A 14,060-nucleotide genomic window follows, 5' to 3' on the forward strand; every position below is an offset into this window, starting at 1 on the left:
TTAGTTTTTATGGCGGTTTAAAATAGCGTTGAGTACGATTGCCAAGACACTTGCGACGACAATTCCGTTAGCAAAGAACATTTTAAATTCACTTGGTAGGCCATTAAAAAGAGTGCTGTTGTTCAATCCTACCCCTGCTGCAATTGATACAGCCGCGATGAGAAAATTGTGCTCATTGTGTTCAAAATCAACACGCGCAAGGATCTGCATCCCTTGAATAGATACAAAACCAAACATGACTAACATGGCTCCACCAAGTACTGGGCTTGGGATGATTTGTGCTAAAGCTCCAAACTTAGGAAGGAGACCAAGTAGAACAAGGAAACCAGCCGCATAATAGATTGGAAGACGAGTCTTGATACCAGACAATTTCACTAAACCAACGTTTTGTGAGAATCCAGTGTAAGGGAAGGTGTTGAAGATACCACCAAGGAGAACGGCCAACCCTTCAGCGCGGTAGCCATTGCGAAGGCGCGTGCTAGTAATTGGATCTTTGGTAATATCAGAAAGAGCAAGATAGACACCAGTTGACTCCACCATGGAAACCGTCGCGATAATACACATCATCAAGATTGAGGTGATTTCAAACTTAGGGGCTCCAAAGAAGAAAGGTGTTGGAACATGAAGGATAGGGGCTTGTTCCACAGGTGTATAGTCTACCAAGCCCATAGAAGCTGCCATAGCAGTCCCTGCAATCAAGCCAATCAAAATCGAGATGGATTTGATAAAGCCAGTTGTATAGATGTTTACCACAAGAATGATAAGAATAGTGATCACGGCCAAGAGCAAACTTTGCACCGTTGGTTTGTCAGCATTATTGCCCATGTTACCAATGGCTACCGGAATCAAGGTCAAACCAATGGTCGTAATGACAGATCCCGTCACAATGGATGGGAAGAGGTTGGCGATTTTCGAGAAGAATCCTGAGACCAGAACCACGTAAATCCCTGAAACAATCAGGGCACCAAACATGGCACCACTACCATGGCTAGCCCCGATCATGCTGAGAGGTGCCACAGACTGGAAGGCAACCCCAAGGACCACTGGAAGACCAATCCCAAAGTGTTTATTGAGTTGGACTTGCAGGAAGGTCGCCACCCCACACATAAAGATATCTGTAGAGATGAGGTAGGTTAGCTGATGAGCATTGTAGCCCAAAGCTCCCGCGATCATGATCGGCACCAAAATAGAACCGGAATACATGGCCAATAAGTGCTGCAAGCCTAGAACAGCGGCCTGTGAATGGCTTTCTTGTTTTTGCATTAGATGTCTGCCTCCTTAAATACAACCTGACCATTTTCAAAACGGTCCAAACGCGCGAGGGATACAACTGGATATCCCAACTCTTCTAATAATCCCCGTCCATCTTGGAAGGATTTTTCAATGACGATCCCAACGGCTTCCACTTGAGCACCAGCTTGTTCGATGATCTGAATCAAGCCCTTAGCTGCTTGGCCATTTGCAAGGAAATCATCAATGATCAAAACCTTATCCGCTGGATCTAAGAATTTACCAGCAATTGAAACCGTACTGGTTACTTGCTTGGTGAAGGAATAAACCTCAGCTGTCAAAATCCCCTCATTCATGGTAATATTTTTCGCTTTTTTCGCAAAAATCATAGGAACATCTAGTGCTTCTGCTACATAAAGGGCTGGCGCGATCCCAGACGCTTCAATGGTTACGACTTTTGTAATGCCCGCATCTTTAAACCGGTCCGCAAAGGTCTGGCCAATTTCTTTCATCAATTTGAAATCTAGTTGATGGGTCAAAAAGGAGTCCACCTTGAGGATATTCTCGCCTAAAACGTTGCCATCTTTTAAGATGCGTTCTTCCAGTAATTTCATACTTCCTCCTACTTTCTATAAAATCCGTTACTTATTCACAAAACACAAAAAGGCCTGCAAAGCAAGCCTTGAATATCCTCTAACAAAAGGATTTATCTCGACTTACTTATTGTTAGGTGTTCCGGCACCTTGTAGAAACATCACGCCAATTCGTGAAATAAATAAGTAATTCAATTAGTGTGCATCGCCATTCCAGATGGAATTCTTAACGATCACATAGTCAACATGTTTCAAATCTGCTAATTTTTGGCCTCCAGCATACGAGATCGAACTTTGCAAATCTTGTTCCATTTCTGTCAAGGTATCTTGCAGATGACCCTTAGCAGGCAATAGAATTTTCTTTCCTTCGACATTCTTGTAAGCACCTTTTTGGTACTCTGAAGCAGATCCATAGTACTCTTTAAAAGCCTCTCCATCGATCTCTACCGTTTTACCAGGACTTTCGATATGGCCTGCAAAGAGGGAACCAATCATGACCATAGACGCCCCGAAACGAATCGATTTGGCAATATCGCCATGGGTCCGAATCCCACCGTCCGCAATAATTGGTTTTCGCGCTGCTTTTGAGCACCAGCGAAGAGCAGCCAATTGCCAACCACCTGTACCAAATCCAGTCTTAACTTTGGTGATACAAACCTTACCAGGACCGATCCCGACCTTAGTCGCATCAGCTCCTGCATTTTCCAATTCACGAACAGCTTCAGGTGTTCCAACATTTCCAGCAATGACAAAGGTATCTGGCAATTCCTTCTTGATGTGTTGAATCATCCGAATGACACTATCCGCATGACCGTGTGCGATATCAATAGTGATGTACTCAGGCGCATCTGCCTTTAATTGACTCACAAAGTCGTATTCGTATTCCTTAACACCAACCGAAATAGAAGCGATCAAACCTTGCTCGTGCATGCGTTTGATAAAAGGAATCCGACCTGCTTCATCAAAGCGGTGCATGATGTAGAAGTAACCACCACGTGCCAACTGCTCTGCTACATTCTCATCCAAAATCGTCTGCATATTAGCTGGAACAACTGGTAGCTTGAAGGTATGTTTCCCGAATTGAATGGTCGTGTCTGCTTCAGACCGGCTATTGATGATACATTTGTTGGGAATCAACTGGATATCTTCATAGTCGAAAATAGGAAATTCATTTAACATAGATTGTAAAATCTCTTTTCTAAAAACTGACCTACCTATGCGCAAGCGCATCGCTACGTCTCTTGACGTTTCCTTGATAGATTATATCAAAGATACGGACTTAATGCAACGGGAATGATTTTATAGGAAACAATGTTCGGAAATTACAAAATAAAACCTGTTTCAAAAAGAGAAACAGGTTTTATTTATGAACATTTTGGAGCCAATTGTTGATTTCTCTAGCTACAATTTCTGGTGCCTCTGTATACAGTTCGTGCCCCAAGCCTTCTAGCAAGACTTGCTTGATCTTGGGATCTAGTTGATTCAGAGCTGCTTTCCTCCATTCAGGTTCTTCTTGGTATCGAGGGCCAATAAAGAGGACGGGCTTGTCCGAAAGTGAAATCTGGTCAGCCTTGATGCTACGTCTCAAGCGCAATAAGTCCAAGACTTTTTCTAGATCTAGATTTAATTCATATTGTTCACTCGCTCGATTCCAGCGATAGCTAGCCTCTACTGCTTTTCGCGCTATAGGAGTAGGATCTGCTCCATCACCGAATTCTGCTAACACGGCTTCTTCCAATGTCGAAAAGACTTGCTGTTGCATGAAGGATGATGTGCCTTCTAGCTCTTCCACCAAAGGCAGGATCTTTTCAATATCCAGGTAGCCCCCATCCAAGAGAATCAGATCCTGGATTTGAGGAAACTCTGCAGCCAGATAACGAGCCAAATCTCCACCCAAGGAGTGCCCCAATAAACAGATCTCTTCATCTTGTACAATCTGACCTTGAAACCAAGCATGAAGATCTTTTTCTGTCTGAATCATTTCCCTGTAGGGATCTAGAAAGGTCACAGGAAAGCCAAGTTCATCGATAAGTGGCTCCAGATGGTAGCAATTGCCACCAAGGCCACCAATAAAATAAAACTTCATTTTTTCTTACCTTTTTTAATTTTATTATTAGTTACTTCATTGGTTAGCGCCAGTCTTTTCAATCCAATATTGTTGCTCTTTGGGGATCAAATGATCAAAACTTCCTGAAAAAATTTTCCATCCGTTTGGCACATATCTCTCGTAGTTTTTCATCCCTAGATGGTTTGAATAAAATTCTTCTTTATCAAAATCGATGAAAAGATCCGGGAGCAAGGCTTTTTCTTCCAGAATAATCTCTGAATTTAAGTCCTCACACTCCATTGAGCGTTTAATCACTGCAATCAATTCTTCAACTGTCACCTTCAGCCAGTCATCTTTATACATTTCTAAATAAGTTCCAAGATTGCTTTTTGTAACCACATGAAGATTCTGTTGAATCTCAGGTAAATAGGAAAAATCAAGATCCCAACCTGCTTCCTTGTAGGATTGAATATATTTATCGATATCCATTGTCCACATATCATTGGAACAAATATACCAGTTAAAGTGATGGTTCGCAATAACTCCAACAATATTTATTTCTGGCTTGTTTATTAATTGATCTTTATCCACTAGTACTTATCCTATATCTATTCTTCAATTGTAATTAATCTTCACCGTATACATCGGTGCCACTAGTCAACCAGAATTTTTCTGCTTCCGGAATCTTATCCCAAAATGATTTATAATGGCCTTTCCATGGTTCTGAAACATATTCTTCAAATGATACGTATTCTGCGTACTGCGAGTATAGTTCCAACTCATCCATATCAATAAACAAGGAAGGTTTAAAATCATAAACCGCGTTCAATCTATCTTCCTGATACGATTTAGCAAATGCTTCTCCTAACTCATTTCGCTCGCATTTGTATGCTTCCATATCTTTTAAGAAATATGGCAATGTTTCATGGGTCAGTTTCGAAGAACGTTTTCGCTCATCATACAGAGTGTCAAGTGAATAGCGTGCTACCTCATAATCAATATACCAGAATTCTAAATCCGAAACATACCAAGTATATTTATTTTCATGTTTAAAAAGAACAACAATATTTTCACCATACTTAGGTTCGATCATAATTTATTTCCTCTCTTTTTTTAATTTAATGACTCATACATCACGAGATTTATTCTTCCGTCTCACCTTCCGCAACCAGATCATATGGAAAATATGGAAGTCCTTCTAATTGTTTATAATCTAAGCCTTTCAATTTGCAAAGCGCGCCAGATTCAAAGGACCAGTAGCCTACATGATTTTTTACATTTTTCTTATGTAAATCATACCAAGCAGCATCCCTACTCCCTTGGTACCATTTCTTAACCAAATATTCTTTTAACAATTTTAGGGCCTGTTCAGAATTCTCTTCTTCAATGATTTTCTGAGTATATCCATAAGGTTTAGGAAAATTATAGTTGATCCGAATCGTCCACTCTGGATAACGAGCTTGAATCAGATAATCAATCAAATAATCTTCTGGATCATCTATTTTGACCAAGTCTACTAACTGATTAAAAGTCTCTTCATCAATGTTTAAAAGAATACCAATAGAAAGCGCCCAGAGCATTTGTTCGTAGCCCCATTCCTTACACCAAATTGGTATTAAAGACGATACAAAGGAAATATATTCCTCTTTAAATGCTGACAAAGAGGCTCCACTAGAATAAGTTGCTAATAAAATATCTCTCTGATAGGACAAAATAGTAGCTAAAGTTGAATTATAAACTTCGATCGTTGGCTTTTTATAGTTTTCTATTCCATCATCTAAATCACTTTGAAGTTTTCGTAATTTTTCTTGAAAATACAGTAAGGCTTCTCGATTTGAAATTAAGCCATCTTTATAATTCTCCTCAGTATTTAAAGTATCTCGTAAACCCATTTTGTGTCTCCTTTAAAAATGATTTGTTAAGTCAATCTGAGATCTCAAGCGATTTTGTTCTACTTCAAAGTCATATCTCGTTTTGATAAATCAACACCCCACTTCTTTGCTCTCTCAAAATCTGCCTCAGTCGGTTCTAATTTTTCATCGATAATATGGCCAGCCTCATCGTACTCGATATAAGTAACTCTCGCCCCTAAAACATAATATGCGTGTGATTTTAATGCGCCATTTTCATAGTATTTCTTTTGAATTCAATCAGCCGCACCGCAATCTAGAGGATTGATGCTTTCAATTTTTCCATTAGGATAAAACCATACACTCATTCCATGACGGAAGCCATCTTTAATATAACCATAATACTCTAATTTACCATCTGGGTATAAATCATAAGCTAAACCTGTATATGGAACTTCTTCTCCAGATTCATTCTCAGAAACAATCTGTTCGCAATACCATCCACCCCAATCAAGCTCTTCTTCAAAACAAACACCATCACGAAGAACTTCTTCTTTTGTTAAAATTTTATCTTCTGTCATTTTCTAACCTTAAAGTTCATTTTGTTGCGTTCCTTCCGCAACCAAATCATATGGAAAATATGGAAGTCCTTCTAACTGTTTGTAATCTAAGCCCTTAATCTTGCAAAGAGCGCCTGATTCAAAGGACCAGTAACCATAATAATTATCAATATTCTCTTTATGCAAGTCATACCAACCAGTATCTCTATGTCCAGGATACCATTTCTTAGCCACGTATTCTTTGAGCAGCTTGAGAGCCTGATCAGAATTATCTTCTTCAATAATTTTCCTAGTAAAGCCATAGGGTCTTGGGAAATTATAGTTGATCCGAATCGTCCACTCTGGATGACGAGACTGGATGAGGTAATCGATCAAATAGTCCTCCGTATCATCCTTTTTGACTAAGTCTACTAACTGATCAAAAATCTCTTCATCAATCTCTAAAAGAATCCCAATAGAAAGCGCTCGAACCATTTGGAGATAGCCAGAATTGCTCTGCCAAACTGGAAGAAGGCTATTGACAAAATTAATATATTCCTTCTTAAAATCTTCAATAGGATAACCTACTGTATAGGTAGCTACTAGAACTTTTTCAGTTAAGACTTTAATTGTCCTCTTTGTATTTGCAATAACTATGTCATTTGTTAGCTTGTATCTTTGAACTCCTTCCTCCGTGTCCTTCATTAAACTCTTAATTTTATTTCGTTTTTCATCTATGATTTTTTTTTCAAAATCAATCAACTTTAACAGTCTATCACTCATTGTTATTTCATCCCTTAAAATCATATTTTACTCCTATGGATTTATTTTGATTATCAGATCTTTTTATACCTTTCCACCTTCCACAACCAAATCATAAGGGAAATACGGAACACCTCCCAATTCCTTGTAATCCAATCCCTTGAGTTTGCAAATAGCACCTGATTCAAAGGACCAATAGCCATAATAACTTCTGTTATTGGTTTTATGTAAATTGTACCATCCTGTATCTGTGCTCCCTTGGTACCATTTCTTAGCCAAATATTCTTTAAGTAATTTTAGAGCCTGTTCAGAATCCTCTTCTTCAATAATTTTTCTGGTAAAACCATAAGGTTTTGGAAAATTATAATTCAGTCGAATCTTCCACTCTGGACGACGATATTGAATCAGATAGTCAATCAAATAGTCCTTTGGGTCATCCTTCTTAACCAAATTTACTAGCTGATTAAACATATCCTCCTCAATATCTAACAAAATTCCAATAGAGAGAGCCCAGACCATTTGTTCATAGCCAGAATTGCCTAGCCAAGATAGTTGCAAACTCTTTACATACTTAATATACTCACACTTGAAATCTTCAATAGAATAACCCGCAGTATAAGTCGCTATCATAACTTCTTTTTGGTAACGACATATTGATGATCTTATATTAGAAATAACAACTTTATTATCCAAAGAAAATTTTTGGATTCCTTCTTTCTCATCCTGTTCAATTGCTTGAATTCGTTCTTCAGAATCCTGAATGGCTTTTTGAAAAACTTGGATTAGTCCATTTATATTATTTTTATCTGAAAACGTGTCTCTTAGTTCCAACTCTATCTTCTTTCTAAGTCCTTATATAGATTATCTATATATTCCACCTTCCGCAATCAAATCATATGGAAAATATGGAAGTCCTTCTAATTGTTTATAATCTAAGCCTTTGAGCTTGCAAATAGCGCCTGATTCAAAGGACCAGTAACCATAATAATTATCAATGTTGCGCTTATGCAAATCATACCAGCCTTCATCTCTACATCCCTGATACCATTTTTTAGTCAAGTATTCTTTAAGGAGAGCCTCAGCCTTTTTAGAATTTTCTTCCTCGATAATCTTTCGAGTAAAGCCATAGGGTCTTGGGAAATTATAGTTTATCCGAATCTTCCACTCTGGATGACGAGACTGGATGAAGTAATCGATCAAATAGTCCTCTGGATCATCCTTTTTGACTAAGCCTACTAACTTATCAAAAGTCGTTTCATCAATCTCTAACAGAATGCCAATGGAAAGAGCCCAGAGCATTGCATCATATCCTGAATTACTATACCAAATAGGGAGAAGGCTATCGACATATTTAAAGTACTCTTCTTTGAATCTCTCAATAGAATATCCTGCAGTGTAGATGGCTAACATATTCTCCTTCTGATAAATAGAAATATCAAGTTGTACTGATTTGATAATTTCTTCAACCGGTCGTTTGTATGAATTTTCCCCTTGTTTAAATTTTGTTAATTCTTGAGTCCATTCACCAATAGTTATTTCACTAAATTTAATGAGTTCATTAATTTTTTCTTCTATAAAAATAGAATCTCTTTTCATCATTTATATCCTTTTGGTATATGGAACTTTTTTTCGCGTTGTGTGACCAAAAAAATTTAAAAATATATTCTGTATTAATCACTACTGAATAATTATTTTACAGTCCCTTGTATATTACTCAGTCAGGCCACACAAATAAACTGTCATTCTATTCCCTACTATCATACCGAAATAGAGTTTGAAGATCAAGTTCGTCACTAGCTAGGGGAATTTGATACGAAAATGAGACCACATGGTCCATAGAATGTAAACAAACTATCTTAAAGTATAATAAGTTGATAAAATATCGAAACTTTCCTCTGTGAGAAAAGTGCCTGAAACAATAATGTTTCAGGCACTCGGAATTATTGAGACCTTAGGCTCAATAATTAGTCATGGAACTTCGAAGAAGTTCGCTGACGTCCGTACTCACCTAAGGAAAGTTTCTAATACGACTAGCTCTTCAATCTGAGACCATTGAACTCTCTCTTTCTATTTGCTTCTTTCTGAATGAACGAGAAACAAAAAATCCACTCACTTGTTGTGAAATGGATTGTTTCTTCATTAACGGTTCAACAAGAAATTGAACAATTTTTCGACAATTTTTACGACCAACCAGCATAAGAATCCGATATAGGTAAAATAGAAAATGAGTGACAAAATCGTAATAATCATGGTTTCCTCCTTCGTCGATTGCAAGTCCTTGTCTTATTATACCTTTTTATGCAATCGAACTCAATAGAATTTTGAAAATTGTCTGATTATTCTTTTTCTTCTTTAGCTTCTTTGGCGTCTTGATCGGCTTCTTCACTGCCTTTATTGACAGCTGTCTTAAATTCAGCAAACATTTTGCCGATAGACTGGCCCAACTCAGGCAGGCGTTTTGGTCCAAAAATCAAGAGGGCACCCAGGATAATGATGATCAAACCTGGTGCTCCAATATCACGTAAAATTCCCATTAGTTTCTCCTTTTTCTCGAATAGATGACTTTACTGATGGCGACACTCACTTCAAATAAGAGGATCAAAGGGAGCGTCATGGCCAAGTCACTGATAAAGTCTGCAGGAGTTAGCACGACGGCTAAGACCAGCAGGACAAAGTAAGCGTAACGACGATAGGTGATTAAAAACTGTGGTGTCAAAAGCCCAATTGAGGTCAGAAAAGCGACCAAAACTGGTAACTCGAACAAGACTCCTAAAGGCAATGTGGTATGCCATAAGAAGGTTAAATAATTTTGCGCCGTCAATTGGGTATCAAACAGTCCCTCTCCCAAGCGCATCAAGACATCTAAAATCGCAGGGCTGACAAAGAAATAACCAAATGCGAGCCCCAGCACAAAGAACACAAAGCTAGCTGGTATATAGGCAAAGACTGCACGCGCCTCCTTCACTCTTAAAGCCGGCCTTACAAATTGCCAAATCTGGTAGACAATAAAGGGCAGGGTCAGGCTAAAAGCTGTGAGATTGGCCAGCGATACATAGATCCAGAGGATATCATTTGGCCCCAATACCATCAGTTTTTGATGGAGGCTAGCGGTCAAGATCTGGTAGAGTTCTCCTCCAAATACAAAGGCTACAATAAAGACGATAATGTAACACAAGACCACAGCGATCAATCGTTTTCGAAATTCGACCAAGTGCTCGACAATGGTCATTTTATCTGCTCTACTCTTTGCCATGTTGTCTCACCGTGATAAGAGCGATCAAGGCCACAAAGATTAACTGGGGAAGAAGAACTTCCCAACTTGGATAGATCCCCGCCCAATCGATGGTTGGAAGTCCATTGACCAAATGACTCGGTAGGATATTGGTCAACTGTAGGGCGTGGATGCTGACACCAAGCATCTTGAAGGCCAAGGCGTAAATCAACCACGTCAGAATGAAAAAGATTCGATGAGGTCGGATCGCTTGACTGGCCTTGGTCATCGCCACTGCAATGATGATGAGAACGGCTATGGCAAGCCCGATTCCTAGTATGAAATGAACGGTTGTAATCCGTGGAATGATCCCAACATAGAAGAGAATGGTCTCAGCCCCTTCACGAAAGACTGCTAAGAAACTGAGGGCAAACATAGAAACAAAACTTCCTGTAGCCGTTACCGTTTTCATCTGATGATCCATAAAGGCATTCCACTGTTTGACAGAGGACTTGCTGTGTAGCCAAATTCCGATGAGGATCATCATGACCACTGCGAAAATCCCAACGCCCCCTTCAATGATTTCCCGGTTAGACCCCGAAGTAACGGCAGGAAAAGCTACTTGCAAAACAAGAGCGATCGCTGCGCTGGCAAGAACCCCCGCAGCAGCTCCACCGTAGACCCATTTGAGGCCTTTCCTCATCTTAGCAGCCTTAAGGGTCGTCACAAGGGCCATGACGATCAGAAGCGCTTCTACTCCTTCACGGAGAAGAATCAACATAGCATCAAAAGCGTTGTAAGAAGCTGTCGTATCGATCGCAGAAAGGTCCCTGATCAAGGCTTGTAATTTCTCTTGATAGGTCTTTTCTTTCCCCTTAACCATAATGACCGGGGATTCACTCTCTACGCGCGTGTAGAGACTTGGATTGGTCGTGCTGACATCCCCCTCAATGGTTGGCCAGATGGTGATGAACTGCTTCATAGTTGCTGCAGCAGATTTATCGTCGCCGGATTGGAATTGGCTTTGCGCCTTCTCCAAAAGCTTGATCCCATCGTTCAACGTCAAATCCTTACTAGCACTGCTAATCGCTTCTCCTTTTACAAAGGCATCAATCCCATTTTTGAGGTCATCATAGGAGGACTGGATGCTGGTGAAGTCAGTAGGCTCTGTTTCAATGCTACTACGTAAGAGCGAAATGGCCGTCTCGATTTTGCCATAGTAAGCTGTGCTGTGATCTCTTACCACCGCTTCGTTTCGCGTCCAGGTATTATTAAGATCTGCATAGGTTTGACGGGTTTTATCCAGATCCTTAGCTGTAATGGCATCTTGTAAGTTCTTAAAATAAGGAGCGAGTCGACTCACGAGTTTGTCTTTTTCCGCCTCTAAATCGACCGGATTTTGCTCTTTTTCAAAAGCTAGCAAGGCTGATGAGATCTTGGTGAGATCCTCTTTGGTTACCTCCCCTTTTATAGCTAGAGCTTGGCTAACTTTTTTTCCTGCCTTGGAATCATGGTGATCTTTGGATTCAAAATTATCTTGAATCTCAGCGATCAATTCCTTGGCCTTATCCTGGTTCTTATTTTCTACAGCGGTTGTTGCATCTGTGATCTTGATAAAGAGATCGCTATAAGATTCCGCAGCCACTGGATGAGTCCAGAACAAGGCAAGAAGGCCTAACAAGATCAAGAGTTTATTCAAAGAGTGCTTGACCAAGGTAGCCTCCTTTCTCTACGCCTGCAAAGCAAGCAAAGAGTCCACTTCCGATATGGGTGATGTACTCGTTCATTTTATCCACTGCACCTAGATTGGTTTGGATTTTGACAAAGCTGTTAGGATCCTTTTGAAAGGCGATAAAAATCAATCCTGCATCAAATTGCCCAGTTTGTTCATTGATGCTATCCGAATAAGAATAGGAACGCCGTAATATCGGACGATCCACTTCTTTGGCCAAACGGACATGTGAATCTTCTGGTAGTTTAGATAAATCTACTTCATCAAATTCGTTGGTCTTCCCAAATGGAGCACCGGACTCCTTGTAGCGACCAAAGGTATTTTCTTGCTCCTGCAAATTGGTCCGGTCCCAAGTTTCCAAGTGCATTTGGACTAGGCGAAGAGCCATATAGGAACCACCCTTCATCCAGTCCTTGCTGTCAGTCCAGACGACCTTATCAAAGTCCTTCTCCGTCGTGACATTTGCTGTTCCATCTTTAAAGCCAAAGAGGTTACGCGGCGTTTCTTTTCTGTCACCAATCGCCGCAAAACCGGACTTGCTCCACTTCATGGTGATGGTATTGCGACCTTTGCGGATGAGATTTCGGACCGCATGAAAGGCTACTTGCTCATCGTCGGCACAGGCCTGAATGACGATATCGCCACCTGTGTATTTGTCCTGCAACTGCTCCTTTGGAAATGGAGGCAAATCACGAAAGAGCTTGGGACGTTTGGACTCCAAACCTAATTTCTTGAGAAAGCTAGCAGAGACACCAAACGTCAGACTCAAGCGATAGGGGTTCAGACCTACTGTTTCACCTGTATCCGTTGGCGGCAAGAGGGCATTGGCGCCATCTTTTTTAACCAACTGCCCTTCGACTAATTTACTACTATAGTCGGTCCAGTCTTTAAAAAGCTGGATGACTTCTTTTTTGTCCGTCGTGTGAAGATCCAGAACCACCAAGTAGCAAGCCTTCTGCATGGCCGTCGTAATCCCGGCTTGGTGCTTGCCATAAAAGGAGATATCTTCATCCCCATCATAAGCTTTTTTACTAGAACTGTCTTGATTAGCGAAAAAAGCAGATGCACCAGAGAGGCCTAGCGCTAGACCGGCCCCTCCAATACCTGCTTTTTTAAGAAATTCACGACGGTCCATTTTTTTATCTAAAAATTTTTCGTCAGCCATTTTTCTTATTTCCCATCTAAAATCACACCCATTTGAGACAAAGGTTCACCAAGTTTAGTCACAGCTTCAGCCAATTCCTTGGTATCTTCCTTGGTCAAATCTGTGTAAGACTTATAATTTGTTTCATCAGTCATGTGTTTGTCCAATAAATCATTGACATTTTTGAATTCTGCTTCCAAGTTTTTAACCAACTTGGCATCTTTTTTCTCAATCAAAGGTTTAAAGAGAGAGAAAATCTTTTCAGCTCCTTCAATATTGGCACGGAAGTCGTACAAATCTGTATGAGAGAAGACTTCTTCTTCACCTGTGATCTTTTGCGTTGCCACTTCATTTAGCAGATCAACAGCCCCAGTTAGCATCACATCAGGAGTCACATCAACGGTTGCGATCTTAGCTTTCAACTCCTTGATATCGTTCACCAGTTGGTCTGCATATTTTTCAGTGCCATCTGTGGTATTGTTTTCCCAAAGGATGCGCTCAATCCGGTGGAAGCCAGACCAGCCTTCTTCTGATTTATTTTCATCCACATAGTCCACCAAACGGTAGTCAATCTTCACATCAGACTCCCCAAAGGTTTCAGCAATCGGTTCTGAGCGTTCATAGGCCATGCGGATCAAGGGATATTGTTTTTTAGCTTCCTCCAAATTCCCAGCTTTTAGGGTATCTCGGAAACCTTGTGTATCCTTGAGCAATTGGTCGATTTGCATTTTGACAAAGTCTTTGTACTCAGCTGTCGCATTGTCCAAGGTCTTCTGGTCAGCCTTTGACAACTGCACCGTTGAGCTGGTTTGCGTCTTTTGACTCGACTGTTTGCTAGTAGAATTTGCACACCCTGCTAAAAGAGCAACACTCAATAAGAGTAGACTATATTTTTTCATGAAAGACTTCTCCTCATTCGTTCTTGAACTTATTTTACCAGAAGTTTTCTCAT

Annotated in this window: 16 protein-coding genes and 1 riboswitch; all 16 genes read right to left on the reverse strand. The window is 40.2% G+C overall.

What is annotated here, in order from left to right; genetic code table 11:
- The 16 genes from QM968_RS00985 to efeO all read right to left on the reverse strand — a co-directional run bounded on the left by QM968_RS00985 (position 1) and on the right by efeO (position 14,007).
- On the reverse strand, positions 1-1,263 hold the full coding sequence (locus QM968_RS00985; protein ID WP_009731016.1) for a nucleobase:cation symporter-2 family protein: 1,263 nt from the start codon (positions 1,261-1,263) through the stop codon (positions 1-3).
- Positions 1,263-1,844 carry a xanthine phosphoribosyltransferase gene (locus QM968_RS00990; protein ID WP_414381501.1) on the reverse strand — a complete coding sequence of 194 codons (582 nt, stop codon included), beginning with the start codon at positions 1,842-1,844 and terminating at the stop codon, positions 1,263-1,265. Before QM968_RS00990 ends, QM968_RS00985 begins: the two co-directional genes overlap by 1 nt.
- Before the next feature lie 89 nt (positions 1,845-1,933).
- Positions 1,934-2,029, reverse strand: a riboswitch (purine riboswitch).
- Complete coding sequence (gene guaC, locus QM968_RS00995; protein WP_414381503.1) at positions 2,019-3,002, reverse strand: GMP reductase; 984 nt, start codon at positions 3,000-3,002, stop codon at positions 2,019-2,021. It overlaps the preceding riboswitch by 11 nt.
- Positions 3,003-3,183: 181 nt before the next feature.
- A complete protein-coding gene (locus QM968_RS01000; RefSeq protein WP_414381506.1) occupies positions 3,184-3,909 on the reverse strand; it encodes an alpha/beta fold hydrolase in 726 nt (241 codons plus the stop codon).
- 36 nt (positions 3,910-3,945) lie between these two features.
- Entirely contained in the window at positions 3,946-4,461 is a 516-nt protein-coding gene (locus QM968_RS01005) for a hypothetical protein (RefSeq protein WP_414325573.1), read from the reverse strand.
- A gap of 34 nt (positions 4,462-4,495) precedes the next feature.
- Positions 4,496-4,963 carry a hypothetical protein gene (locus QM968_RS01010; RefSeq protein ID WP_414325571.1) on the reverse strand — a complete coding sequence of 156 codons (468 nt, stop codon included), beginning with the start codon at positions 4,961-4,963 and terminating at the stop codon, positions 4,496-4,498.
- Positions 4,964-5,012: 49 nt separating this feature from the next.
- Positions 5,013-5,762, reverse strand: coding sequence for a PoNe immunity protein domain-containing protein (locus QM968_RS01015; RefSeq protein ID WP_414325569.1), 750 nt, complete (start codon positions 5,760-5,762; stop codon positions 5,013-5,015).
- Between the two features lie 254 nt (positions 5,763-6,016).
- Positions 6,017-6,301 (reverse strand): hypothetical protein, encoded by a 285-nt coding sequence (locus QM968_RS01020; RefSeq protein ID WP_414381508.1) that lies wholly within the window; start codon positions 6,299-6,301, stop codon positions 6,017-6,019.
- 9 nt (positions 6,302-6,310) lie between these two features.
- Positions 6,311-7,066, reverse strand: coding sequence for a PoNe immunity protein domain-containing protein (locus tag QM968_RS01025; RefSeq protein ID WP_414381510.1), 756 nt, complete (start codon positions 7,064-7,066; stop codon positions 6,311-6,313).
- 39 nt (positions 7,067-7,105) lie between these two features.
- Entirely contained in the window at positions 7,106-7,852 is a 747-nt protein-coding gene (locus tag QM968_RS01030; protein WP_414381513.1) for a PoNe immunity protein domain-containing protein, read from the reverse strand.
- Positions 7,853-7,882: 30 nt separating this feature from the next.
- Positions 7,883-8,617, reverse strand: coding sequence for a PoNe immunity protein domain-containing protein (locus QM968_RS01035; protein ID WP_414382455.1), 735 nt, complete (start codon positions 8,615-8,617; stop codon positions 7,883-7,885).
- A gap of 740 nt (positions 8,618-9,357) precedes the next feature.
- Positions 9,358-9,555, reverse strand: a complete 198-nt coding sequence (locus QM968_RS01040; protein ID WP_023918087.1) for a twin-arginine translocase TatA/TatE family subunit — start codon at positions 9,553-9,555, stop codon at positions 9,358-9,360.
- On the reverse strand, positions 9,555-10,274 hold the full coding sequence (tatC, locus tag QM968_RS01045; protein ID WP_414381516.1) for a twin-arginine translocase subunit TatC: 720 nt from the start codon (positions 10,272-10,274) through the stop codon (positions 9,555-9,557). The genes QM968_RS01040 and tatC overlap by 1 nt, the downstream gene beginning before the upstream one ends.
- Positions 10,261-11,946: an FTR1 family iron permease gene (locus QM968_RS01050; protein WP_414381518.1), complete on the reverse strand. Its 1,686-nt coding sequence runs from the start codon at positions 11,944-11,946 to the stop codon at positions 10,261-10,263. Before QM968_RS01050 ends, tatC begins: the two co-directional genes overlap by 14 nt.
- Entirely contained in the window at positions 11,924-13,129 is a 1,206-nt protein-coding gene (efeB, locus tag QM968_RS01055) for an iron uptake transporter deferrochelatase/peroxidase subunit (protein WP_414381521.1), read from the reverse strand. The genes QM968_RS01050 and efeB overlap by 23 nt, the downstream gene beginning before the upstream one ends.
- 5 nt (positions 13,130-13,134) lie before the next feature.
- Positions 13,135-14,007 carry an iron uptake system protein EfeO gene (gene efeO / locus QM968_RS01060; RefSeq protein WP_414381524.1) on the reverse strand — a complete coding sequence of 291 codons (873 nt, stop codon included), beginning with the start codon at positions 14,005-14,007 and terminating at the stop codon, positions 13,135-13,137.
- Positions 14,008-14,060 lie beyond the last annotated feature (53 nt).

The organism is Streptococcus sp. OMI870 (genome assembly GCF_047460295.1).
In the GTDB taxonomy this organism is placed as follows: Bacteria; Bacillota; Bacilli; order Lactobacillales; family Streptococcaceae; genus Streptococcus.